22 protein-coding genes are annotated in these 23,101 nt (G+C 60.0%); 20 read left to right on the forward strand and 2 right to left on the reverse strand.

Annotated features, from left to right (window positions below):
- Positions 1 to 5: 5 nt before the first annotated feature.
- The 6 genes from nuoI to nuoN all read left to right on the forward strand — a co-directional run bounded on the left by nuoI (position 6) and on the right by nuoN (position 6,413).
- The gene (gene nuoI / locus CWM61_RS08720; protein WP_008803948.1) at positions 6 to 548 is read left to right on the forward strand and encodes an NADH-quinone oxidoreductase subunit NuoI; all 543 of its coding nucleotides are present in this window, start codon (positions 6 to 8) and stop codon (positions 546 to 548) included.
- A 10-nt stretch (positions 549 to 558) separates the two neighbouring features.
- A complete protein-coding gene (nuoJ, locus tag CWM61_RS08725; protein ID WP_004201743.1) occupies positions 559 to 1,113 on the forward strand; it encodes an NADH-quinone oxidoreductase subunit J in 555 nt (184 codons plus the stop codon).
- On the forward strand, positions 1,110 to 1,412 hold the full coding sequence (nuoK, locus tag CWM61_RS08730; protein WP_002913148.1) for an NADH-quinone oxidoreductase subunit NuoK: 303 nt from the start codon (positions 1,110 to 1,112) through the stop codon (positions 1,410 to 1,412). Before nuoJ ends, nuoK begins: the two co-directional genes overlap by 4 nt.
- A complete protein-coding gene (gene nuoL / locus CWM61_RS08735) occupies positions 1,409 to 3,250 on the forward strand; it encodes an NADH-quinone oxidoreductase subunit L (protein ID WP_074387944.1) in 1,842 nt (613 codons plus the stop codon). The genes nuoK and nuoL overlap by 4 nt, the downstream gene beginning before the upstream one ends.
- 169 nt (positions 3,251 to 3,419) lie before the next feature.
- Positions 3,420 to 4,949 carry an NADH-quinone oxidoreductase subunit M gene (gene nuoM / locus CWM61_RS08740; RefSeq protein WP_061153795.1) on the forward strand — a complete coding sequence of 510 codons (1,530 nt, stop codon included), beginning with the start codon at positions 3,420 to 3,422 and terminating at the stop codon, positions 4,947 to 4,949.
- Between the two features lie 6 nt (positions 4,950 to 4,955).
- Positions 4,956 to 6,413, forward strand: a complete 1,458-nt coding sequence (gene nuoN, locus CWM61_RS08745; RefSeq protein WP_008803951.1) for an NADH-quinone oxidoreductase subunit NuoN — start codon at positions 4,956 to 4,958, stop codon at positions 6,411 to 6,413.
- Between the two features lie 54 nt (positions 6,414 to 6,467).
- Here the strand turns inward: nuoN and rnz are convergent, their stop codons facing one another.
- Positions 6,468 to 7,388, reverse strand: coding sequence for a ribonuclease Z (gene rnz / locus CWM61_RS08750; protein WP_100631076.1), 921 nt, complete (start codon positions 7,386 to 7,388; stop codon positions 6,468 to 6,470).
- A 57-nt stretch (positions 7,389 to 7,445) separates the two neighbouring features.
- Here rnz and CWM61_RS08755 point away from each other — a divergent pair, with 57 nt between their 5' ends.
- The 7 genes from CWM61_RS08755 (at position 7,446) to menE (ending at position 15,050) form a co-directional block, all read left to right on the forward strand.
- Positions 7,446 to 7,907 (forward strand): GNAT family N-acetyltransferase, encoded by a 462-nt coding sequence (locus tag CWM61_RS08755; RefSeq protein ID WP_100631077.1) that lies wholly within the window; start codon positions 7,446 to 7,448, stop codon positions 7,905 to 7,907.
- A 135-nt stretch (positions 7,908 to 8,042) separates the two neighbouring features.
- A complete protein-coding gene (menF, locus tag CWM61_RS08760; RefSeq protein ID WP_100631078.1) occupies positions 8,043 to 9,332 on the forward strand; it encodes an isochorismate synthase MenF in 1,290 nt (429 codons plus the stop codon).
- An 82-nt stretch (positions 9,333 to 9,414) separates the two neighbouring features.
- Positions 9,415 to 11,085 (forward strand): 2-succinyl-5-enolpyruvyl-6-hydroxy-3-cyclohexene-1-carboxylic-acid synthase, encoded by a 1,671-nt coding sequence (menD, locus tag CWM61_RS08765; protein ID WP_100631079.1) that lies wholly within the window; start codon positions 9,415 to 9,417, stop codon positions 11,083 to 11,085.
- Positions 11,082 to 11,840, forward strand: a complete 759-nt coding sequence (menH, locus tag CWM61_RS08770) for a 2-succinyl-6-hydroxy-2,4-cyclohexadiene-1-carboxylate synthase (protein ID WP_100631080.1) — start codon at positions 11,082 to 11,084, stop codon at positions 11,838 to 11,840. Before menD ends, menH begins: the two co-directional genes overlap by 4 nt.
- Before the next feature lie 14 nt (positions 11,841 to 11,854).
- A complete protein-coding gene (menB, locus tag CWM61_RS08775; RefSeq protein WP_032733386.1) occupies positions 11,855 to 12,712 on the forward strand; it encodes a 1,4-dihydroxy-2-naphthoyl-CoA synthase in 858 nt (285 codons plus the stop codon).
- Positions 12,712 to 13,677 (forward strand): o-succinylbenzoate synthase, encoded by a 966-nt coding sequence (gene menC / locus CWM61_RS08780; protein ID WP_100631081.1) that lies wholly within the window; start codon positions 12,712 to 12,714, stop codon positions 13,675 to 13,677. Before menB ends, menC begins: the two co-directional genes overlap by 1 nt.
- Positions 13,674 to 15,050: an o-succinylbenzoate--CoA ligase gene (gene menE / locus CWM61_RS08785; protein WP_100631082.1), complete on the forward strand. Its 1,377-nt coding sequence runs from the start codon at positions 13,674 to 13,676 to the stop codon at positions 15,048 to 15,050. Before menC ends, menE begins: the two co-directional genes overlap by 4 nt.
- Before the next feature lie 59 nt (positions 15,051 to 15,109).
- On the opposite strand, the gene nudI is transcribed toward menE, so the two are convergent.
- Positions 15,110 to 15,535 (reverse strand): nucleoside triphosphatase NudI, encoded by a 426-nt coding sequence (gene nudI / locus CWM61_RS08790; protein ID WP_074387952.1) that lies wholly within the window; start codon positions 15,533 to 15,535, stop codon positions 15,110 to 15,112.
- A gap of 137 nt (positions 15,536 to 15,672) precedes the next feature.
- On the opposite strand from nudI, the gene CWM61_RS08795 reads away from it, so the two are divergent.
- The 7 genes from CWM61_RS08795 to yfaU all read left to right on the forward strand — a co-directional run bounded on the left by CWM61_RS08795 (position 15,673) and on the right by yfaU (position 23,091).
- Positions 15,673 to 16,614, forward strand: coding sequence for an Rpn family recombination-promoting nuclease/putative transposase (locus CWM61_RS08795; protein ID WP_100631083.1), 942 nt, complete (start codon positions 15,673 to 15,675; stop codon positions 16,612 to 16,614).
- Between the two features lie 278 nt (positions 16,615 to 16,892).
- Positions 16,893 to 17,435: a YfaZ family outer membrane protein gene (locus tag CWM61_RS08800; RefSeq protein WP_074387954.1), complete on the forward strand. Its 543-nt coding sequence runs from the start codon at positions 16,893 to 16,895 to the stop codon at positions 17,433 to 17,435.
- Positions 17,436 to 17,537: 102 nt separating this feature from the next.
- The gene (locus CWM61_RS08805; RefSeq protein ID WP_100631084.1) at positions 17,538 to 18,734 is read left to right on the forward strand and encodes a nicotinamide mononucleotide deamidase-related protein YfaY; all 1,197 of its coding nucleotides are present in this window, start codon (positions 17,538 to 17,540) and stop codon (positions 18,732 to 18,734) included.
- 205 nt (positions 18,735 to 18,939) lie between these two features.
- A complete protein-coding gene (locus tag CWM61_RS08810; RefSeq protein WP_008803963.1) occupies positions 18,940 to 19,725 on the forward strand; it encodes an IclR family transcriptional regulator in 786 nt (261 codons plus the stop codon).
- Positions 19,726 to 19,735: 10 nt separating this feature from the next.
- Positions 19,736 to 20,941, forward strand: a complete 1,206-nt coding sequence (rhmD, locus tag CWM61_RS08815) for an L-rhamnonate dehydratase (RefSeq protein ID WP_074387957.1) — start codon at positions 19,736 to 19,738, stop codon at positions 20,939 to 20,941.
- Between the two features lie 42 nt (positions 20,942 to 20,983).
- Entirely contained in the window at positions 20,984 to 22,273 is a 1,290-nt protein-coding gene (locus tag CWM61_RS08820) for an MFS transporter (protein ID WP_074387958.1), read from the forward strand.
- 14 nt (positions 22,274 to 22,287) lie between these two features.
- A complete protein-coding gene (yfaU, locus tag CWM61_RS08825; protein WP_074387959.1) occupies positions 22,288 to 23,091 on the forward strand; it encodes a 2-keto-3-deoxy-L-rhamnonate aldolase in 804 nt (267 codons plus the stop codon).
- Positions 23,092 to 23,101 lie beyond the last annotated feature (10 nt).

Below are 23,101 nucleotides of genomic sequence, written 5' to 3' on the forward strand. Positions count from 1 at the left end.
TGAACATGACCTTAAAAGAATTATTGGTGGGGTTCGGCACCCAGGTCCGTAGTATCTGGATGATTGGCCTGCATGCCTTCGCCAAACGTGAAACCCGGATGTATCCGGAAGAGCCGGTCTATCTGCCGCCGCGCTATCGCGGACGCATCGTGCTCACCCGCGATCCGGACGGTGCAGAGCGCTGCGTTGCCTGTAACCTGTGTGCGGTAGCCTGCCCGGTGGGCTGTATCTCGCTGCAGAAAGCAGAGACCAAAGACGGCCGCTGGTACCCTGAGTTCTTCCGCATCAACTTCTCGCGCTGCATTTTCTGCGGCCTGTGCGAAGAAGCGTGCCCGACCACGGCGATCCAGTTGACCCCGGACTTCGAGCTGGGTGAATACAAGCGTCAGGATCTGGTGTACGAAAAAGAGGATCTGCTGATTTCCGGTCCGGGCAAATACCCGGAATATAACTTCTACCGGATGGCGGGTATGGCAATCGACGGCAAAGATAAAGGTGAAGCGGAAAACGAAGCTAAGCCAATCGACGTCAAGAGCCTGTTACCGTAAGGAGAGGGCAATGGAATTCGCTTTTTATATCTGTGGCCTGATAGCCATCCTCGCAACCTTGCGGGTCGTCACCCACACCAATCCGGTGCATGCGCTGCTGTACCTGATTATTTCGCTGCTGGCGATTGCCGGGGTGTTCTTTTCGCTGGGCGCTTACTTTGCTGGTGCGCTGGAAATCATCGTCTACGCCGGGGCCATTATGGTGCTGTTCGTCTTTGTGGTGATGATGCTCAACCTGGGCGGCAGCGAGATCGAACAGGAACGCAAATGGCTGCAGCCGGGGATCTGGATTGGCCCGGCCATCCTTTCCGCAGTGCTGCTGGTGGTTATCGTTTACGCCATCCTGGGTATTAACGACCAGGGTATCGACGGCGCGGCGATCAACGCCAAAGAAGTGGGTATTGCGCTGTTTGGGCCGTACGTCCTGGCGGTGGAGCTGGCCTCCATGCTGCTGCTGGCGGGCCTGGTGGTCGCCTTCCACATCGGCCGCGAAGAGCGTGCCGGCGAGGTGCTGAGCAACCGCGTGAACGACAGCGACAAAAGAAAAACGGAGGAACACGCATGATCCCCTTAACACATGGACTGATCCTCGCGGCCATCCTGTTTGTGCTTGGTCTGACGGGGCTGGTGATCCGCCGCAATCTGCTGTTTATGTTGATTAGCCTGGAAATCATGATTAACGCCGCCGCGCTGGCTTTTGTGGTAGCGGGTAGCTACTGGGGCCAGGCAGATGGTCAGATAATGTATATCCTCGCCATCAGCCTCGCGGCTGCGGAAGCGAGTATCGGCCTGGCGCTGCTGCTGCAGCTCCATCGTCGCCGCCAGAACCTGAACATCGATTCAGTAAGTGAGTTGCGTGGATGAACATGCTTGCCTTAACCATTCTTTTGCCATTGATTGGCTTTGTGCTGCTGGCCTTCTCCCGCGGACGCTGGTCGGAAAACCTTTCCGCCACCGTTGGCATGGGGTCGGTAGGCCTGGCGGCGCTGGTCACCGCGTACGTCGGCGTCGACTTTTTCGCTAACGGCAAACAAGCGGTCAGCGTACCGCTGTGGAACTGGATGTCGGTCGGTGATTTTAACATCGGCTTCAACCTGGTGCTGGATGGCCTGTCCTTGACCATGCTTTCCGTGGTTACCGGCGTCGGCTTCCTGATCCACATGTTCGCCTCCTGGTACATGCGCGGCGAAGAGGGCTACTCTCGCTTTTTCGCCTACACCAACCTGTTTATCGCCAGCATGGTCGTTCTGGTACTGGCCGATAACCTGCTGTTGATGTACCTCGGCTGGGAAGGTGTGGGCCTCTGTTCTTACCTGCTGATCGGTTTCTACTACACCGATCCGAAGAACAATGCCGCAGCGATGAAAGCGTTCGTGGTCACCCGCGTCGGCGATGTGTTCCTCGCCTTCGCGCTGTTCATTCTTTATAACGAACTGGGCACCCTGAACTTCCGTGAAATGGTAGAGCTGGCGCCGCAGCACTTCGCTAACGGCAGCACCACGCTGCAGTGGGCGACGCTGATGCTGCTCGGTGGCGCGGTCGGTAAATCCGCTCAGCTGCCGCTGCAAACGTGGCTTGCCGATGCGATGGCTGGCCCGACGCCGGTCTCCGCGCTGATCCACGCCGCCACCATGGTGACCGCGGGCGTGTACCTGATTGCCCGTACCCACGGCCTGTTCCTGATGACGCCGGAAGTGCTGCATCTGGTGGGTATCGTTGGTGCGGTAACGCTGGTGCTGGCGGGCTTCGCCGCGCTGGTGCAGACCGACATCAAACGTGTGCTGGCTTACTCGACCATGAGTCAGATTGGCTACATGTTCCTCGCGCTGGGCGTACAGGCATGGGATGCGGCGATTTTCCACCTGATGACCCACGCGTTCTTTAAAGCGCTGCTGTTCCTGTCGTCTGGCTCGGTCATTCTGGCCTGCCATCACGAACAGAACATCTTCAAGATGGGCGGCCTGCGCAAATCTATTCCGCTGGTGTATGTCTGCTTCCTGGTGGGGGGCGCGGCGCTGTCCGCTCTGCCGCTTATCACCGCAGGCTTCTTCAGTAAGGATGAGATTCTGGCAGGCGCGATGGCCAACGGCCATATCAATCTGATGGTGGCGGGCCTGGTCGGCGCCTTTATGACCTCGCTGTACACCTTCCGTATGATTTTCATCGTGTTCCACGGTAAAGAGCAAATTCACGCGCACGCAGGGAAGGGGATTACCCATCATCTGCCGCTGATCGTGCTGCTGGTGCTGTCCACCTTTGTTGGCGCGCTGATTGTGCCGCCGCTGGAGGGCGTATTGCCGCAGACCACTGAGCTTGCGCACGGTAGTGTCATGACGCTGGAACTTGCCTCCGGGATTATCGCGATTGCCGGCATCCTGATCGCCGCATGGCTGTGGCTGGGCAAACGTACGCTGGTGACCTCCATCGCCAACAGCGCGCCTGGCCGCTTCTTCGGTACCTGGTGGTTCCATGCCTGGGGTTTCGACTGGTTATACGACAAGGTGTTCGTGAAACCTTTCTTAGGGATTGCCTGGCTGCTGAAGAGCGATCCGCTGAACTCGTTGATGAATATCCCAGCGATTCTGTCCCGTTTCGCAGGCAAAGGTCTGCTGGTGAGCGAGAACGGCTATCTGCGCTGGTATGTGGCTTCAATGAGCATTGGCGCGGTGGTGGTGCTGGCTCTGCTGATGGTACTGCGTTGATTTGAGCGCGCGGTTTTGCCCGGTGGCGCTTCGCTTACCGGGCCTACGAAACCGTAGGTCGGGTAAGCGAAGCGCCACCCGACACAACAAACCGCACTCAAACGTGAATGTAGTCGAATTCGTTGAAAATCGGTCCTGAACGGGACTTTAACAAGGAATAAAAATCGCCATGTTATTACCCTGGCTAATATTAATCCCCTTTATCGGCGGCTTCCTGTGCTGGCAGACTGAACGCTTTGGCGTGAAAATGCCGCGCTGGATTGCGCTGATTACCATGGGACTGACGCTGGTGCTTGGCCTGCAGCTGTGGATGCAGGGCGGCTATTCTCTGACGCAATCCGCGGGTATTCCGCAATGGCAGTCGGAATTCGTGCTGCCGTGGATCCCACGCTTCGGCATTAGTATCCATCTGGCGATTGACGGTCTGTCGCTGCTGATGGTGGTGCTGACCGGCCTGCTCGGCGTGTTGGCGGTGCTCTGTTCCTGGCGCGAAATCGAAAAGTACCAGGGCTTCTTCCACCTCAACCTGATGTGGATCCTGGGCGGCGTCATCGGCGTATTCCTCGCCATCGATATGTTCCTGTTCTTCTTCTTCTGGGAAATGATGTTGGTGCCGATGTACTTCCTGATCGCGCTGTGGGGCCACAAAGCCTCTGACGGTAAAACGCGTATCACGGCGGCCACCAAATTCTTCATCTATACCCAGGCGAGCGGTCTGGTGATGCTGATCGCCATTCTGGCGCTGGCCTTCGTCCACTTCAACGCCACCGGCGTGTGGACCTTCAACTATGAAGATCTGCTGAAAACGCCGATGTCCCACGGCGTGGAATACCTGCTGATGCTGGGCTTCTTCATCGCCTTCGCGGTGAAAATGCCGGTGGTACCGCTGCACGGCTGGCTGCCGGACGCCCACTCCCAGGCGCCGACCGCCGGTTCCGTCGACCTCGCGGGCATCTTGCTGAAAACCGCGGCCTACGGTCTGCTGCGCTTTGCGCTGCCGCTGTTCCCGAACGCCTCCGCCGAATTTGCGCCCATCGCCATGTGGCTGGGCGTGATCGGTATCTTCTACGGCGCGTGGATGGCCTTCGCCCAGACCGATATCAAACGTCTGATCGCTTATACCTCCGTTTCCCACATGGGCTTCGTGCTGATTGCTATCTACACCGGTAGCCAGCTGGCTTATCAGGGGGCGGTGATCCAGATGATCGCCCACGGTCTGTCCGCGGCGGGTCTGTTTATTCTGTGCGGCCAGCTGTACGAACGTCTGCACACCCGCGATATGCGTCAGATGGGCGGTTTGTGGAGCAAAATTAAATGGCTGCCGGCAATGTCAATGTTCTTCGCCGTCGCCACCCTGGGGATGCCGGGCACCGGTAACTTTGTCGGCGAATTTATGATCCTGTTCGGCAGCTATAAAGTGGTGCCGGTGATCACGGTTATCTCGACCTTTGGTCTGGTATTCGCTTCCGTTTACTCGCTGTCGATGCTGCATCGCGCTTACTTCGGTAAAGCGAAAAGCGAAATCGCGGCGAAAGAACTGCCGGGGATGTCCCTGCGTGAATTGTCTATCATCCTGCTGCTGGTGGTGCTGCTGGTGCTGTTGGGCTTCTTCCCGCAGCCGATCCTCGACACCTCGCATGCTGCGATGAGCAACATTCAGCAGTGGTTTGTTAATTCTGTTTCTACTACAAGGCCGTAATTCGCCATGACAATAACTCCACAACAACTGATCGCACTGCTACCGCTGCTGATCGTCGGCTTGACGGTGGTGGTTGTGATGCTCTCCATTGCGTGGCGACGCAATCATTTTCTCAATGCCACGCTGTCGGTTCTCGGGCTTAACGCTGCGCTGGTCTCGCTCTGGTTCGTCGGCCAGAATGGGGCGATGGACGTCACGCCGATGATCCGCGTTGACGGCTACGCCATGCTCTACACCGGGCTGGTGCTGCTGGCGAGCCTCGCGACCTGTACTTTCGCCTACCCGTGGCTTGAGGGTTACAAGGACAACAAAGAAGAGTTCTACCTGCTGGTGCTGATCGCCGCGCTGGGCGGCATTCTGCTGGCCGGTGCGAATCATCTGGCGGCGCTGTTCCTCGGTATCGAACTGATTTCGCTACCGCTGTTCGGCCTGGTCGGCTACGCCTTCCGCCAGAAGCGTTCGCTGGAAGCGAGCATCAAATACACTATCCTCTCCGCGGCAGCTTCGTCTTTCCTGCTGTTCGGTATGGCGCTGGTGTACGCGAACTCCGGCAACCTGTCCTTCCTCGCGCTGGGCAAAAGCCTGGCTGACAACACGCTGCACGAGCCGCTGCTGCTGGCGGGCCTCGGTCTGATGATTGTCGGTCTTGGCTTTAAACTGTCGTTGGTGCCGTTCCACCTGTGGACGCCGGACGTTTACCAGGGCGCGCCTGCGCCGGTCTCCACCTTCCTGGCGACCGCCAGCAAGATTGCTATCTTCGGCGTGGTGATGCGTCTGTTCCTGTACATGCCGGTGGGCAACAGCGAAGCGGTACGCGTGGTGCTGGGGCTTATCGCCTTCGCCTCTATCATCTTCGGTAACCTGATGGCGCTGAGCCAGACTAACATTAAGCGTCTGCTTGGTTACTCTTCCATCTCCCACCTCGGTTATCTGCTGGTGGCGCTGATCGCCCTGCAGAGCGGCGAAATGTCGATGGAAGCCGTGGGCGTTTACCTGGCCGGTTACCTGTTCAGCAGCCTCGGCGCGTTCGGCGTGGTCAGCCTGATGTCCAGCCCGTACCGCGGCCCGGATGCGGATTCGCTGTTCTCCTACCGCGGTCTGTTCTGGCACCGTCCGATTCTGTCCGCGGTAATGACGGTGATGATGCTTTCCCTCGCCGGTATCCCGATGACCCTCGGCTTTATCGGTAAGTTCTACGTGCTGGCTGTCGGTGTGCATGCGCACCTGTGGTGGCTGGTTGCCGCGGTGGTTGTCGGCTCGGCGATTGGTCTCTACTACTACCTGCGCGTGGCGGTGAGTCTGTACCTGAGCGCACCGGAGCAACTGAACCGCGATGCGCCGTCGAACTGGCAGTACAGCGCTGGCGGTATTGTGGTGCTGATCTCTGCCCTGCTGGTACTGGTGCTCGGTATCTGGCCGCAGCCGCTGATTAGCATCGTGCAGCTGGCGACGCCGCTGATGTAAGTTGGGTGACAAACCAAAAAACCGCCGAGATGGCGGTTTTTTTATGCCCGAGTTTTATTCCACCTTGTAGACCATAAAGTCTTCCGCCAGTAGCGTATTAGCGAAAATCTCCCGGCATTCCGCCAGCATACGCAGGCAGCCTTCGGCATCGTAGCGCGAGCTAAAGTGGGTGGCGATTAGCGTGCCGACCCCCGCTTCTTTGGCAAGTGCCGCGGTCTGCTGGCTTGAGGAGTGGCCGCGGCTATTGGCTTTCTCCGCCATCGCCTGCTCAAGGGTGGTTTCGTGGACCATCACATCCGCCCCGCGAGCCATCTCCAGCGCCTCAGGGCAGGGGGCGGTATCGCCAAAAATCGCCAGTGTTTTACCCGGCGTCGCTGGCCCCAGATAGCGGCTGCCATCAATGACCCGACCATCCTCCAGCGTGACGCGCTGTCCGCGCTTGAGTTGATGGAACAGCGGCCCCGGGCGCACGCCATCGGCAATCAGCTGGGCGGCGTCGAGCGTGCCGGGCTTGTCATGCTGCTCAATGCGATAGCCGTAGCACTCCACCGGATGGCTGAGCGGGAATGCGGTCACCCGATAGCCCTCTTCGTCGAACACCAGTCCAGGGCCGACTTCGATGATGGTGAGCGGATAATCGGTCCACGAACCGCTCAGACGCAGCGCGGTCTCAACAAACTCTTTGAGCCCTTTTGGCCCGTAGAGGGTGAGGGGCAGAGAGTTCCCCTGCATCGAGCGGCTGCACAACAGGCCGGGCAGGCCGAACAGGTGGTCGCCGTGCAGATGAGTGATGAAAATTTTATTCAGTTTGCCGGGGTGATAGGGCGTGCGAAGAAACTGATGCTGGGTCCCTTCACCGCAGTCAAACAACCACATTTCAGCGCTGGTGGGTTGTTGCAAATTCAGTATTATCGACGTCATATTACGCGTACGGGTCGGCACCCCGGCGGATGTTCCTAAAAAAGTTAATTCCATCGTCCAGTGTCCTCAGGGCGAGTCGCAAAGTATCAGTATATCAATAAGGAGCTACAGATGATGACCTGGCAGGATCTCCACCATAGTGAACTCTCCATTCCCCAGCTGTATGCGCTGCTGAAATTGCGCAGTGAAGTCTTTGTCGTGGAGCAGCAGTGCGCCTATCAGGATGTCGACGGCGATGATTTGGTCGGTGAAAATCGCCATCTGCTCGGCTGGCGCGATGGCGAACTGCTGGCCTACGCGCGGATCCTCAAAAGCGAAGAGGAGTTTGCGCCGGTGGTGATTGGCCGGGTCATCGTCAGCCCGGCCGCCCGCGGTGAGAAGCTCGGCTATCAGCTGATGGAGCAGGCGCTGGCCAGCTGTCAGCAGCACTGGCCACAAAAGGCAATTTACCTCGGGGCACAGGCACACCTGCAATCTTTTTACGCGCACTTCGGTTTTACGTCAGTGACCGAGGTCTATGATGAGGACGGCATCCCCCACATCGGAATGGCGCGAGAAAACCGCGCTGTCTGACCCCTTAATTCCTGCGTTCGAATACGATTCTGGCCTGGCGGGCGGGTAAGATAAAATCCGCTCCCTCGTCATGGGTACTGCTATTCCGCCGTCGAACCCCTTATAATGTGGGGTTTTACTACCGTGGAGGTTTGCGTGCTGTCTGTTTCCACTGCGCTGGCCCGTTTGCAAGACGGCCTGGGTGAGTCTTTTCCAGACTCGCCCGGCACGCGAATTATCGATATTACCTTTCCGCTGAATGATGCCTTCGATCCGCTGCTGTGGTGTGGCCAGCAGACGCAGTGGCCGCAGTTTTACTGGCAGCAGCGCAATGGCGATGAAGAGCTGGCGACGCTGGGGGCGGTAAAAACCTTTCCCTCGCTCGACGCGGCCAACCGCTTTTTACGCCAGACCGGGCAGCAGGATCTGCGCATCTGCGGCCTGAATGCGTTTGAACCGCAGCAGGGTAGCCTGGTGCTGCCGCGTCTGGAGTGGCGTCGGTGCGGCGGTAGGGCCATGCTGCGGTTGGTACTGCACAGTGATATCTCTCTGCGCGACGATGCCGCGACGGCGTGCGATTTTCTCGCCAGCCTGACCACCGCCCAGGCGACACCCGGCGCCATACCGCCGCTGCTGAGCGAGCGCCACTCATCCGACTATCCTCAGTGGCAGGCAATGATCACGCGAGCGACCCGAGCGATTAGTGCCGGTGAGATGGATAAAGTGGTGCTGGCGCGGGCAACCGACCTGCAGTTTGCCGCCCCGCTGGACGCCGTGAGCATCATGGCGGCCAGCCGCCGCAGCAATCTTAACTGTTTTCATTTCCTGATGGCGTTCAATGCCCGGCAAGCATTTTTCGGTTCCACGCCGGAACGGCTGTGGCGCCGGCGCGGCGCGCTGCTGCGCACCGAAGCGCTGGCGGGGACCGTCGCGAACCATCAGGAAGACGCGAAGGCGCAGCAGCTGGCCGACTGGTTGATGAAAGACGACAAAAACCAGCGGGAAAACATGCTGGTGGTGGAGGATATCTGCCAGCGCCTGCAGAGTGAGGCCTCGACGCTGGACGTCCTGCCGCCGCAGGTGGTGAGGCTGCGTAAGGTACAGCATCTCAGACGCTGTATCTGGACCGAGCTGGCGGAGCCTGACGATAGCCGCTGTCTGCTGCAGCTACAGCCCACCGCCGCGGTGGCCGGCCTGCCGCGTCGGGCGGCGCTGGCGTTCATTCAGCGCCATGAACCCTTTGCCCGCGAATGGTACGCCGGGTCCGCCGGCTATCTGTCGCTGGCGCAAAGCGAGTTTTGCGTGGCGCTACGTTCGGCAAAAGTGGACCACGACACCCTGCGGTTGTATGCCGGAGCGGGGATTGTCAGCGGCTCCGATGCGCAGCAGGAGTGGCAGGAGATTGACAACAAAGCGGCCGGGCTGCGCTCGCTGCTGTGTCCATAAGGCGGGAATGACGATGCATATCAAAACGTCGTCACTTTGCCTTATCTATACTTAGCATCAATATTTGATACCGGACAATTTCATGTCAGTAAGCGCATTTAACCGACGCTGGGCGGCGGTGATCCTGGAAGCTTTAACGCGTCACGGCGTGCAGCATATCTGCATCGCGCCGGGCTCGCGCTCGACACCCTTAACCCTGGCGGCGGCGGAAAACCGCGCTTTTATTCATCACACCCATTTCGATGAACGTGGTCTCGGCCATCTGGCGCTCGGCCTGGCGAAGGCCAGCCGGCAGCCGGTGGCGGTGATAGTCACCTCCGGGACCGCCACCGCGAACCTCTATCCGGCGCTGATTGAGGCGGGGCTGACCGGTGAAAAGCTGATCCTGTTGACCGCCGATCGCCCGCCGGAGCTGATCGACTGCGGCGCCAATCAGGCGATCCGCCAGCCGGGGATGTTTGCTTCTCACCCTTCGCAAACGATCTCCTTGCCACGTCCCTCGCAGGATATTCCTGCCCGCTGGCTGGTCTCGACCATCGACCAGGCGCTGGGCGAGCTGCACGCCGGCGGGGTGCATATCAACTGCCCGTTCGCCGAACCGCTGTATGGCGATATGGATGAGACCGGCGTGGAGTGGCAGCAGCAGCTCGGCAACTGGTGGCAGAGCGATAAACCCTGGCTGCGTCAGGCGCTACAGATGGAGAGTGAGAAACAGCGCGACTGGTTCTTCTGGCGGCAAAAACGCGGCGTCGTCGTGGCGGGCAGAATGAGCGCGGCTGAAGGTAAAAAAGTGGCCGAGTGGGCGCAAACCCTGGGCTGGCCGCTGATCGGCGATGTCCTGTCGCAAACCGGGCAGCCGCTGCCGTGCGCCGACCTGTGGCTGGGCAACGGTAAAGCGGTCAGCGAACTGGCGCAGGCGCAGATCGTGGTGCAGCTCGGCAGCAGCCTGACCGGCAAACGTGTCCTCCAGTGGCAGGCCACCTGCGAGCCGGATGAATACTGGCTGGTGGATAATCTGCCAGGCCGCCTTGACCCGGCGCAGCACCGCGGCCGCCGTCTGCTCGCCAGCGTTGAGCGCTGGCTTGAGCTGCATCCGGCGGAAAAACGTCAGCCGTGGGCGACGGTGATCCCTGAGCTGTCCCGCCAGGCGTGGGAGGCGGCGGTTGCCAGCAATGAGCCTTTTGGCGAAGCGCAGCTGGCGCAGCGTATTCGGCGCTATCTGCCGGAGCAGGGGCAACTGTTTGTCGGTAACAGCCTGGTGGTGCGCCTGATCGACGCCCTGGCGCAGCTACCGGCCGGGTATCCGGTTTACAGCAACCGCGGCGCCAGCGGGATTGATGGTTTAATCGCCACCGCCGCCGGCGTGCAGCGCGCCAGTGCGCGGCCGACGCTGGCGATCGTCGGCGATCTGTCGGCCTTATACGATCTCAACTCGCTGGCCCTGCTGCGCCAGGCGTCGGCGCCGCTGGTGCTGATCGTGGTGAATAACAACGGCGGACAGATTTTCTCCATGCTACCGACGCCGGAGGACGAGCGTCGCCAGTTCTACTTAATGCCGCAGGATGTTGATTTTAGCCACGCGGCGGCGATGTTCGGCCTGGCCTATCATTGCCCTGATGACTGGCTGTCGCTGGATGAAGCGCTAGCTGGTGCCTGGCGCAGGGCGGGGGCGACGGTGATTGAGCTGGTGGTTAACGAGACCGACGGTACGCAGACTCTCCAGCAGCTGCTGGCGCAGGTAAGCCGCCTGTGACGCTAAACGCAGTGGTTGAGGGCGGGCAGCCGGGCTATCCCTGGCTGGTGTTCCTGCACGGGTTTTCCGGCGACCGCGACGAGTGGCGTGATGTGGGCGACGCTTTTCCCGCCTGGCCGCGGCTGTATCTCGATCTGCCGGGCCACGGTGGCTCCGCGGATATCGCGGTACAGGACTTTGCCGGGGTCAATACCCTGCTGCAGGGTACGCTTAATAGTTACAACATCCTTAGCTACTGGCTGATTGGTTACTCGCTGGGCGGCCGCGTAGCGATGAACTTCGCCTGCCAGCCGCGTGCGGGACTGCGCGGGCTGATTGTCGAGGGCGGACACCCGGGCCTGCAGGATGAAGAGGCGCGGCTGGCGCGACGCAGCAATGACAGCGCCTGGGCAGAACGTTTTCGCCGCGAACCGTTAGCGCAGGTCTTCGCCGACTGGTATCAGCAGCCGGTTTTCGCTTCGCTGAATGCGGCGCAGCGCGCGTCACTGGTCGCCCTACGTCGCCGCAATAACGGCGCTACGCTGGCGGCGATGCTGCAGGCAACCTCCCTTGCCGGGCAGGCCGATCTGCGCGCGCCTCTGCAGGCTCGCGATTTTCCTTTTCACTACCTCTGCGGCGAACGCGACGCGAAGTTTCGCGCCATCGCGCAAGCGCTCGCTGCCGATACCCATATCATTCACCATGCCGGACACAACGCGCACCGGGACAACCCCGCCGCGGTGATTGCCTGTCTGGCGCAGATTCTGGCAAGTTAACTGAAGGACATTCTATGATCTCTCTTGATGAAGCAATGCTTTACGCCCCCGTTGAATGGCACGATTGCTCAGAAGGCTATACCGATATTCGTTATCAAAAATCGACTGACGGGATTGCCAAAATCACTATCAACCGCCCACAGGTGCGCAATGCCTTCCGCCCGCTGACCGTCAAAGAGATGATTCAGGCGCTGGCGGATGCCCGCTATGACGACAATATCGGGGTCATCGTGCTGACCGGTGAAGGCGAGAAAGCCTTCTGCGCCGGCGGCGACCAGAAAGTCCGCGGCGACTACGGTGGCTATCAGGACGACTCCGGCGTTCACCATCTCAACGTGCTCGATTTCCAGCGCCAGATCCGCACCTGCCCGAAACCGGTGGTGGCAATGGTCGCCGGCTACTCTATCGGCGGCGGCCACGTGCTGCACATGATGTGCGATCTGACCATCGCGGCGGACAATGCCATCTTCGGCCAGACCGGGCCAAAAGTCGGCTCTTTTGATGGCGGCTGGGGCGCTTCTTATATGGCGCGTATCGTCGGGCAGAAAAAAGCGCGCGAAATCTGGTTCCTGTGCCGTCAGTATGACGCTCAGCAGGCGCTGGACATGGGGCTGGTGAATACCGTAGTCCCGCTGGCGGAGCTGGAAAAAGAGACCGTGCGCTGGTGTCGTGAAATGCTGCAAAACAGCCCAATGGCGCTGCGCTGCCTGAAAGCGGCGCTGAACGCCGACTGCGACGGCCAGGCCGGTCTGCAGGAGCTGGCGGGCAACGCCACCATGCTGTTCTACATGACGGAAGAAGGGCAGGAAGGGCGCAACGCCTTCAACCAGAAACGTCAGCCGGACTTCAGCAAATTTAAACGGAATCCATAATGCGCGTTTCGCAGGTTTACCGCTGGCAGATACCAATGGACGCGGGCGTGGTTCTGCGCGAACGGCGGTTAAAAACCCGCGACGGGCTGTTCATCCGCCTGCAGGAGGATGAACGGGAGGGCTGGGGGGAAATTTCTCCCCTGCCGGGATTCAGTGACGAGACGCTGGAAGACGCGCAAACGGCGCTGCTGGCGTGGGCGCAGGCCTGGCGCGACGGCGCGGAACCGCCGCTTCCCACACTGCCTTCTGTCGCGTTTGGTATTAGCTGCGCGCAGGCGGAGCTTTACGGCGAACTACCGCAGGCAGCGGATTATCGCGCGGCGCCGCTCTGTTCCGGCGATCCGGATGAGCTGTTCGCCAAACTGGCGGCGATGCCCGGCGAGAAAGTCGCTAAGGTGAAAGTGGGGCTGTGGGAGGCGGTACGCGACGGTATGGTGGTTAATCTGCTACTGGAAGCCATCCCCGATCTCCAGCTGCGGCTGGATGCCAACCGGGCGTGGACGCCGCTTAAAGCGCAGCAGTTCGCCAAATACGTCAATCCCGCGTATCGCCAACGCATTGCGTTTCTTGAGGAACCCTGCAAAACGCGGGAGGACTCGCGGGCCTTTAGCCGCGAGACGGGGATCGCTATCGCCTGGGATGAAAGCCTGCGCGAGGCGGATTTCCGCTTTGTCGCGGAGCCCGGCGTGCGCGCGGTGGTGATCAAACCGACGCTGACCGGCAGTGTGCAAAAGGTTCAGCAACAGGTCGCCGCGGCACACGCCCTGGGGCTGAGCGCGGTGATTAGCTCGTCAATCGAGTCCAGCCTCGGGTTAACCCAGCTGGCGCGGGTTGCCGCCTGGCTGACGCCGCAGACCATCCCCGGACTCGATACGCTGGCGCTGATGGGCGCGCAGCTGGTGCGGGCGTGGCCGGAGAGTACGCTGCCAATATTCAATGCTGATGAGCTGGAGCAACTGCTGTGATGTTTTCCGACTGGCCGTGGCGCCACTGGCGTCAGTTACGCGGCGAGTCGCAGGCGCTACGCCTGAATGACCAGGCGTTGACCTGGCGTGAGCTATGCGCGCGGATTGACGCGCTGGCGGCCGGCTTTGCCGCACAGGGCGTTATGGAAGGTCAGGGCGTGGCGCTTCGGGCCTACAACCAGCCAGAGACGCTACTCGCCTGGCTGGCATTGCTGCAGTGCGGGGCGCGGGTGCTGCCGCTGAATCCGCAGCTGCCAGAGGTGTTGCTGCAGGAACTGCTGCCTGCGTTAACCGTCCAGCATCAACTGGTGCTTAACGGTGAAACGCTGCCGGGGAATTTACCGGCGTTAACTCTGCAGGTGGCAGAAGGCGCCTGTGCCGTTTGCTGGCATGGCGATCGGCTGGTGTCGATGACGTTGACCTCCGGTTCAACCGGCCTGCCGAAAGCGGCGGTACATAGCGCCAACGCCCATCTGGCCAGCGCCGCTGGCGTGCTGGCGCTGATGCCGTTTGCCGCAGAAGACGACTGGCTGCTGTCGCTGCCGTTGTTTCATGTCTCCGGGCAGGGGATCATCTGGCGCTGGCTGCTGGCCGGCGCGCGAATGACGGTGCGCGACAAGCAACCGCTGGCGCAGATGCTGCAGGGCTGTACCCATGCTTCGCTGGTGCCGACTCAACTGTGGCGCTTGCTGAATGATAATGCTGCGGTCTCCCTCAAGGCGGTGCTGCTCGGCGGCGCAGCGATCCCGGTCGAATTGACTGAGCGTGCCCTCGCGCAGGGAATACGCAGTTTCTGCGGCTACGGCCTCACCGAGTTCGCTTCCACGGTCTGTGCCAAAGTGGCCGACGGCGCGGCGGATGTGGGCGAACCGCTGCCGGGGAGGGAGGTGAAAATTGTCGCCGGTGAGATCTGGCTGCGGGCGTCGAGTATGGCGGCGGGTTACTGGCGCGACGGTCAGTTATTGCCATTAACCAATGATGAAGGCTGGTTTGCGACACGCGATCGCGGGGAATTACACAATGGTCGGCTGACGGTTGTTGGGCGACTGGATAATCTTTTTTTTAGCGGCGGCGAAGGTATTCAACCGGAAGAGGTCGAGCGCGTGATACTCGCATATCCAGCGGTACAACAGGCGTTTATTGTACCGCTGGATGATGTCGAATATGGTCAACGCCCGGTCGCGGTGGTGGAATGCGATGACGGCTGCGAGTTGAGCGCGCTGGCGACATGGAGCGCTGAGCGGTTAGCGCGCTTCCAGCAGCCAGTGCGTTGGCTACGGCTGCCGGACACGTTAAAGAACGGTGGGATTAAGATTTCCCGCCAGGCGCTGCGCGAGTGGGCCAGACAGCAGACGTATACAACGGTATCGTAGCCACCCGCACTTATTCCGCGGCAAAACGCTGGGTGGGTTGAATGCGGTATGTCGTGGACTTAAAGTAGCCCTTTCTGGCTGAGAGTAACGCGGGTGGCGGCATTAAGATCGTAGTTTTTGAGATCTTCGGCTTTGACCCAGGCGTATTCGTCAAACTCCTCGTTGATCGTCACGTCGCGATTGGCGCTGACGCAGTCGAAGATCAGGTAGATCATATATATCGTTTCCTGCCGACCATCCGGGTAAGTTTTGACGCGGGTATCATCGCGGAAGCTCCACGGCGCGATATGGGTAAGGATGAGTTTTTCGCCGAGCTCTTCGCGAATTTCCCGCCGCAGCGCCTCTTCAATACGTTCTCCTGGCTCCACGCCGCCGCCGGATAAGGCCCATTGCCCGGGAAAAACCCCGCGGTCGGCGGCCATTTTGCAGAGCAGATAATGACCTTCATTCTGGATAAGCGGGCAAACAATCGTCCTTTGGCGCATGGTTTTTCTCCTTCAGAGGGATGGGGCAGTATGCCGATGAAATAGTTTGCGAGCCGCCTCGGTAAACCGCAAGCGAAATGCGGCCCTGGCCCTGTTGGGTGTTAAGTTAGGTGAAAATAATCGCATGGAGTTTCGCCATGGAAAGGGCGCCCCATTCCCCGCATGACGCCGTATTTAAACACCTGTTGTCGCACCGGGCGACGGCAAAGGACTTCCTTGACATACATCTCCCCGCACCGCTGCGCGCGTTATGCAACCTGAATACGCTGCAACTGGAGTCAGGGAGCTTTATTGACGATGAGCTACGGGCGAGTCATTCCGATATCCTCTATTCGCTACACACCCAGGTGGGTGAGGGCTATATCTATCTGCTGATTGAGCATCAAAGTTCAGCGGACCGCCACATGGCGTTTCGCCTGATGCGCTATGCTATCGCCGCGATGCAGCGCCATCTGGATAAGGGGCATACGCAGCTGCCGTTGGTTATCCCTCTGCTGTTTTATCATGGCAGCGTTTCGCCCTGGCCTTACCCGATGTGCTGGCTGGCAGGCTTTGCCGATCCGGACGTTGCGCGGCGGATCTATGGTGATGATTTTCCCTTAATCGATATCACCACCACCCCGGATGATGAAATCATGCGCCACCGGCGCGTGGCGATGCTGGAGCTGCTGCAGAAGCATATCCGCCAGCGCGACATGATGGACCTGCACGAGCAACTGGTCAGCTTGTTAGCACTGGGATACACTAGCCGCAGGCAGCTAAAGACGCTGCTGCACTATCTGTTACAGGCAGGAAATGCCGCCGATCCGGTCGCTTTTTTGCGCCATCTTGCGCAAAGCGTACCCCGGCGGCCGCATAAGGAGACGCTCATGAATATTGCCCAGTTTCTGGAAGATCGCGGCCATCAGCAAGGGTTAAAGCAAGGTCTCGAACAAGGCCTACAGCAGGGTATCGAGCAAGGTGAGCAGCAGACCGCGGAGCGTATCGCCCGGGCGATGCTGGCTAACGGGCTTGACCTGCCCCTGGTGGCGAAACTGACCGGTCTGGCACCTGAGCGCCTGGCTCTGCTGCAGCATTAATTATTTCCTTTTCAACCTCGCCGCGCCGCGCCGATCGTGCGGCGTCAGTTCCCTGTTTTCGTCAATGTATCAGTGTTAATCATAATAAGCATGAATATTCATGGCGCTGAATGGGCGGTTCGTCATTCTGGCAACGCCCGATGCCGTAAAAAAACGCAACTGGTTACACTCTTGTGAAAAATCATTTCGCCAGGTCATTGATTCCTGACAGGTGCGCAGTAGAATTTTCAGGTTTTTTCGGGACTTCTTTGATTTTAATTTTCTGGATAGAGTAAATAATGAAAAAAAGCATTTTTATGACGCTGGCTGGCGTCATGCTGGTTTCTTCCGCGGCCCATGCGATTAGCGTTACCGGTGAAGCAGGCGAGCATTACACCAATCTTGGCGTCGGGTTTGGCACGGAGTCTACCGGCCTTGCCATCTCCGGTAACTGGCTGCACAGCGATAACGACGGCGACGCCGCGGGTTTAGGCCTGGGACTCAATATTCCGCTGGGGCCGTTCCTCGCGACCGTGGGCGGCAAAGGCGTTTACACCAATCCGAAACAGGGCGATGAAGGCTATGCGGCAGCGGTCGGCGGCGGCTTGCAGTGGAAAATCGGCGACAGCTTCCGCCTGTACGGCGACTACTACTACTCTCCGGATTCCCTCTCCAGCGGCATTGACAGCTATCAGGAAGCTAACGTCGGCGCCAGCTGGACCATCATGCGTCCGCTCAGCATCCAGGCAGGCTATCGCTATCTGAACCTGGCGGGCAAAGATGGCAACCGCGATAACACCATCGCCGACGGCCCGTACATCGGCGCCAGCGCCAGCTTCTAATCTCCTCCGGCGCGGTATCCTCTTGCCGCGCCAGATTTTCCTCCTCGTCAGCATCCCGCTTTGCGTTATAGTATTTGCCATCTGGCAGGCAAGGAGTGAGCAATGTTGAATGTGGAAATGCTGTCCACTGGCGATGAAGTGTTGCATGGTCAAATCGTTGATACCAATGCAGCATGGCTGGCGGATTTCTTTTTTAATCAGGGGTTACCGTTAACGCGCCGCAATACCGTCGGCGACGATCTCGATGCGCTGGTGGCGATTCTTCGCGAACGCAGCGAACAAGCCGATGTGCTGATCGTCAACGGTGGCCTCGGGCCGACCAGCGACGACCTGAGCGCGCTGGCCGCGGCTACCGCGAAAGGCGAAGGGCTTATTTTGCATCCGGAGTGGCTGGAGACGATAACCCGCTTCTTTGCCGAACGCGGGCGGCCGATGGCGGAAAGTAACCGCAAGCAGGCGGAAATCCCCGCCAGCGCCGAGATGATCAATAACCCGGTCGGCACGGCCTGTGGTTTTGCCGTTGAGCTCAACCGCTGCCTGATGTTTTTCACCCCCGGTGTACCTTCTGAATTTAAGGTGATGGTCGAGCAGGAGATTTTACCGCGTCTGCGTCAGCGCTTTACGCTACCCGATCCACCGGTATGCCTGCGTTTGACCACCTTTGGCCGCTCGGAGAGCGAGCTGGCGCAAAGCCTCAATCCGTTGACGCTGCCCCCGGGCGTGGTGATGGGCTACCGCTCGTCGATGCCGATTATCGAGCTCAAGCTAACCGGACCGGCTGACCAGCGCGACGCCATGCTGGCCCTGTGGCCGGAAGTCCGCAAGGTGGCTGGCGACAGTCTGATTTACGAAGGCACGGAAGGGTTACCGGCGCAGATTGCGCGCTGCCTGCAGGAGCGACAGCTGAGCCTGACGCTCAGCGAGCAGTTTACCGGCGGCCTGCTGGCGCTGCAGCTGTCCCGCGCCGGCGCGCCGCTGCTGGCCAGCGAAGTGGTCCCGGCGCAGGAGGAGACGCTGGCGCAGGCGGCTCGTTGGGCGGCCGAGCGGCGCATAAACCATTTTGCCGGTCTGGCCCTGGCGGTGAGCGGCCAGGAGAACGATCATCTCAATGTGGCCCTGGCCACCCCTGACGGTACCTTCGCGCTGCGGGTAAAGTTCAGCGTCACCCGCCACAGCCTGGCGGTACGCCAGGAAGTCTGCGCCATGATGGCATTAAACATGCTGCGTCGCTGGCTGAATGGTCAACCGCTGGCCAGCGAACATGGCTGGATTAACGTGGTGGATTCCCTCTCGCTGTAAGTCGTTTCCCCCGGCGCGCGGGCTTCTCCCGGGCGCCGGTTGTCCAGCCTGTTGTACTCTCCTGAAAAAAATCTGTGCGTTAGGTCGCAATATTCTGCACTACATCGTCCAGCATACGGGAAAACGATTGCCCCGCGATGCCGCTCACACTTTACCGCCCGCACAATCGCAACACTGATTCCAGTATTCAGGATTGGAGTCCAGTATGTTGGAATCAACGAAAGTCCCGGCGCTAACCCGCGCGATTGAGATCCTCAATTTAATCAGCCGCATTGGCCCCTGCAGCGCAGCCACCATCATTGCCGAACTGGGGATCCCGAAAAGCACGGTTTATCTGCTGCTGGGCGAGCTGAAAAAACAGCGCTTCATCAGTATGGATAATCAGGATAACTACTGCCTGTGGACCAAGCTGGTGGAGCTGGCCGGGCAGGCGCTGAGCAAAATGGACCTGCGCGAGCTGGCGCGTCCGCGCCTCACCCGGCTGATGGACGAGTGCGGCCTGCTTTGCCATCTGGGCATCATCGATCAGGGTAATGCCTACTACATTCTGAAAATTGAGTCCCCCGCCACCATTAGCGTGCGTTCGCACGAAGGTAAGAGCCTGTCGCTTTACCGCTCCGGGATCGGCAAATGTTTGCTGGCCTGGCAGCCCGCCAGCGTTCAGGCGTCGATTATCGACGACCTGCAGTGGGAGCGGGCCACGCCAACGACCATCACCGATGCTCAACAGCTGCGGGAGGAGCTGGGGCGCATTCGCGCCCGAGGCTGGAGCTTTGATAATGGCGAGGACTATCCGGATGTGCGCTGCGTGGCTGCCCCGGTGTTTAACGCCAATAACGACCTGACCGCCGCCATCTCGGTGGTGGGCACCCGTCTGCAAATCAATGAAGACAATCGCGATTATCTGGCCGGTAAGGCGATTGCCTGCGCGAAAGATATTTCCCGTCTGCTGGGGTGGAAAAGCCCCTTCGAACAACTCGCCTCATCATAAGGAGAACATCATGACCCTACCGAAAATTAAACACGTCCGTGCCTGGTTCATCGGCGGCGCGACGGCAGAGCTGGGCGCCGGTGGTGGCGATTACCACGACCAGGGAGCTAACCACTGGATTGACGATCATATCGCCACCCCGATGAGCAAATATAAACAGTATGAGCAGTCCCGCCAGTCGTTTGGCATCAACGTGCTGGGCACGCTGATTGTGGAAGTGGAAGCCGAGAACGGGCAGACCGGCTTTGCGGTGTCGACGGCCGGGGAGATGGGCTGCTTTATCGTGGAAAAACATCTCAACCGCTTTATCGAAGGCAAATGCGTCAGCGATATCAAGCTGATCCATGACCAGATGCTTAACGCCACCCTTTACTACGCGGGATCCGGCGGCCTGGTGATGAACACCATCTCCTGTGTCGACCTGGCGCTGTGGGATCTGTTCGGGAAAGTGGTCGGCTTGCCGGTCTACAAACTGCTGGGCGGGGCAGTGCGCGACGAAATCCAGTTCTATGCCACCGGCGCGCGTCCGGACCTGGCGCAGGAGATGGGCTTTATCGGCGGTAAAATGCCTACCCACTGGGGGCCGCACGATGGCGACGCCGGGATCCGCAAAGACGTCGCCATGGTGGCGGATATGCGCGAAAAATGCGGCCCGGATTTCTGGTTAATGCTGGACTGCTGGATGAGCCAGGACGTTAACTATGCCACCAAACTTGCCCATGCCTGCGCCCCTTACAACCTCAAGTGGATCGAGGAGTGCCTGCCGCCGCAGCAGTATGAAGGCTATCGCGAGCTGAAGCGCCAGGCGCCCGCCGGGATGATGGTGACCAGCGGCGAGCACCACGGCACGCTGCAGTCCTTCCGCACTCTGTCGGAAACCGGCATCGATATTATGCAGCCCGACGTCGGCTGGTGCGGTGGCTTAACCACCCTGGTGGAGATCGCGGCCATCGCCAAAGCGCGCGGGCAGCTGGTGGTGCCCCACGGCTCGTCGGTTTACTCCCATCATGCGGTGATCACCTTCACCAACACGCCGTTCAGCGAGTTTCTGATGACCAGCCCGGACTGCGCCACGCTGCGTCCGCAGTTCGATCCGATCCTGCTCGGCGAGCCGGTGCCGGAGAGAGGGCGCATTCATAAATCGGTCCTGGATAAACCCGGCTTTGGCGTCGAGCTCAATCGCGACTGCAACCTGAAGCGTCCTTATCAACACTGATTGCGTCGGGCCGCCGGGCGGCCCGCGCCTGAGGATATTATGATGAGTAACACTCTGCTGGAGAGCGTGGTGAAGAAAAACCGCGCCCGCTTAATCCCCTTTATGCTGGCGCTGTACGTGCTGGCGTTTCTTGACCGTTCCAATATTGGTTTTGCCAAGGAGACGTACCAGCTCGATACCGGACTCAGTAACGAAGCCTACGCGCTGGGGGCAGGGATTTTCTTTGTGGTTTATGCCTTTCTCGGGGTGCCGGCCAATTTGCTGATGCGCAAATTTGGCGCCAGAAAATGGATCGGCTGCACCACGCTGCTGTGGGGCGTGCTGTCGGCGGCGATGGCCTGGGCGGACACTGAAGCGAAGTTTCTTCTGGTGCGTACCCTGCTTGGCGCGGCGGAGGCGGGCTTCTTTCCCGGGATGATCTACCTCACTTCGCAGTGGTTTCCCCAGCAAAACCGCGCCAGCATTATGGGGCTGTTTTATATGGGGGCGCCGCTGGCCCTGACGCTGGGATCGCCTTTATCCGGTGCGCTGCTGGAGATGCATGGGTTTATGGGCCATCCCGGCTGGTTCTGGATGTTTGTGATTGAAGGCCTGCTCGCCGTCGCCGCGGGAGCGTTCACCTTCTTCTGGCTGGACGATTCGCCGCAGCATGCCCGCTTCCTGAGCATGGAGGAGAAACAGGCGCTGATCGGCGAGCTGGCGCGTGAGGAGGAGAAAAAGATTGCCTCGCGCCTGTCCGATGCATTACGTAACGGGCGGGTCTGGCAGCTGGCGCTGATTTATCTGACCATTCAGGTGGCGGTCTATGGCCTGATTTTCTTCCTGCCCACCCAGGTCGCCGCGCTGCTGGGCACCAAAGTCGGCTTCGTTGCCTCGGTGGTGACGGCTATCCCGTGGGTGGCGGCGCTGTTTGGCACCTGGCTTATTCCTCGCTACTCCGATCGCACCGGCGAGCGGCGCAATATTGCCGCGCTGACGCTGTTGGCGGCGGCGGTCGGGATTGCTGTTTCCGGACTGGTGGCGCCGGTGCTGGCTATCATCGCGCTGTGCGTGGCGGCGGTTGGGGTGATTGCCGTGCAGCCGGTCTTCTGGACGATGCCGACGCAACTGCTGTCCGGCACGGCGCTGGCCGCCGGGATTGGCTTCGTTAACCTCTTTGGCGCTATCGGCGGCTTTCTGGCGCCGATCGTGCGCGTGCAGGCCGAAACCCTGTTCGCCAGCAGCGCCGCCGGACTGTTAACCCTGGCCGGCGTCGCCATCGTCGGGGTGATCATCATCTTCTCATTAAGCCTCACCCGCGCGGTCCCCCAGCGCGGCAGCGTACAGCATTAATTTAAGGAATCGCGATGAACGCACTGTTATCTAACCCCTTTAAACGGGGACTCTTGCGCGGCGAGACGCAAATCGGCCTGTGGCTGAGCTCGACCTCCTCCTACATGGCCGAGATCGCCGCGACCTCGGGATACGACTGGTTGCTGATCGACGGCGAGCATGCGCCGAACACTATTCAGGACCTTTATCATCAGCTCCAGGCTATCGCCCCCTACGCCAGCCAGCCGGTCATTCGTCCGGTCGAGGGCAACCGCAGCCTGATAAAACAGGTGCTGGATATTGGCGCCAGAACGTTGCTGGTGCCGATGGTCGATACCGCCGAGCAGGCGCGGGAAGTGGTCTCGGCGACCCGTTATCCGCCCACCGGTAGCCGCGGTGTTGGCGCCGGCGTGGCGAGAGCGGCGCGCTGGGGAAGGGTGGAGAATTATATGGCGGAGGCGAATGACGAACTCTGTCTGCTGATTCAGGTTGAGAGCCGAACCGCGCTGGAGAATCTGGACGCGATTCTCGAGGTAGACGGCATTGACGGGGTGTTTATTGGTCCGGCGGATCTCTCCGCCTCGCTGGGTCACCCGGACGATGCCAGCCATCCTGACGTGCAGCGGGTGATCGAGCAGAGCATCCGGCGCATTCGCGCGGCGGGGAAAGCGGCCGGATTTCTGGCGGTCGACCCGGCGATGGCGGAAAAATGTCTTGTCTGGGGGGCCAACTTCGTCGCCGTCGGGGTGGATACCATGCTGTATACCCAGGCGTTGGACCGCCGGCTGGCGATGTTTAAAGCTGTCAGCGCCCAGCCGCAGGAGAAAGCGAGCTATTAGCTATTGATGG

The sequence above is a fragment of the Klebsiella sp. K-Nf6 genome, from assembly GCF_002806655.1.
GTDB lineage: Bacteria > Pseudomonadota > Gammaproteobacteria > Enterobacterales > Enterobacteriaceae > Klebsiella > Klebsiella variicola.

Excerpts from the sequence above, each read along its gene's own strand:
- nuoI (WP_008803948.1), top strand. The coding sequence starts at position 6 with ATGACCTTAAAAGAATTATTGGTGGGGTTCGGCACCCAGGTCCGTAGT.
- nuoJ (WP_004201743.1), top strand. The coding sequence starts at position 559 with ATGGAATTCGCTTTTTATATCTGTGGCCTGATAGCCATCCTCGCAACC.
- nuoK (WP_002913148.1), top strand. The coding sequence starts at position 1,110 with ATGATCCCCTTAACACATGGACTGATCCTCGCGGCCATCCTGTTTGTG.
- nuoL (WP_074387944.1), top strand. The coding sequence starts at position 1,409 with ATGAACATGCTTGCCTTAACCATTCTTTTGCCATTGATTGGCTTTGTG.
- nuoM (WP_061153795.1), top strand. The coding sequence starts at position 3,420 with ATGTTATTACCCTGGCTAATATTAATCCCCTTTATCGGCGGCTTCCTG.
- nuoN (WP_008803951.1), top strand. The coding sequence starts at position 4,956 with ATGACAATAACTCCACAACAACTGATCGCACTGCTACCGCTGCTGATC.
- rnz (WP_100631076.1), bottom strand. The coding sequence starts at position 7,388 with ATGGAATTAACTTTTTTAGGAACATCCGCCGGGGTGCCGACCCGTACG.
- CWM61_RS08755 (WP_100631077.1), top strand. The coding sequence starts at position 7,446 with ATGATGACCTGGCAGGATCTCCACCATAGTGAACTCTCCATTCCCCAG.
- menD (WP_100631079.1), top strand. The coding sequence starts at position 9,415 with ATGTCAGTAAGCGCATTTAACCGACGCTGGGCGGCGGTGATCCTGGAA.
- menB (WP_032733386.1), top strand. The coding sequence starts at position 11,855 with ATGATCTCTCTTGATGAAGCAATGCTTTACGCCCCCGTTGAATGGCAC.
- menC (WP_100631081.1), top strand. The coding sequence starts at position 12,712 with ATGCGCGTTTCGCAGGTTTACCGCTGGCAGATACCAATGGACGCGGGC.
- nudI (WP_074387952.1), bottom strand. The coding sequence starts at position 15,535 with ATGCGCCAAAGGACGATTGTTTGCCCGCTTATCCAGAATGAAGGTCAT.
- CWM61_RS08795 (WP_100631083.1), top strand. The coding sequence starts at position 15,673 with ATGGAAAGGGCGCCCCATTCCCCGCATGACGCCGTATTTAAACACCTG.
- CWM61_RS08800 (WP_074387954.1), top strand. The coding sequence starts at position 16,893 with ATGAAAAAAAGCATTTTTATGACGCTGGCTGGCGTCATGCTGGTTTCT.
- CWM61_RS08805 (WP_100631084.1), top strand. The coding sequence starts at position 17,538 with ATGTTGAATGTGGAAATGCTGTCCACTGGCGATGAAGTGTTGCATGGT.
- CWM61_RS08810 (WP_008803963.1), top strand. The coding sequence starts at position 18,940 with ATGTTGGAATCAACGAAAGTCCCGGCGCTAACCCGCGCGATTGAGATC.
- rhmD (WP_074387957.1), top strand. The coding sequence starts at position 19,736 with ATGACCCTACCGAAAATTAAACACGTCCGTGCCTGGTTCATCGGCGGC.
- CWM61_RS08820 (WP_074387958.1), top strand. The coding sequence starts at position 20,984 with ATGAGTAACACTCTGCTGGAGAGCGTGGTGAAGAAAAACCGCGCCCGC.
- yfaU (WP_074387959.1), top strand. The coding sequence starts at position 22,288 with ATGAACGCACTGTTATCTAACCCCTTTAAACGGGGACTCTTGCGCGGC.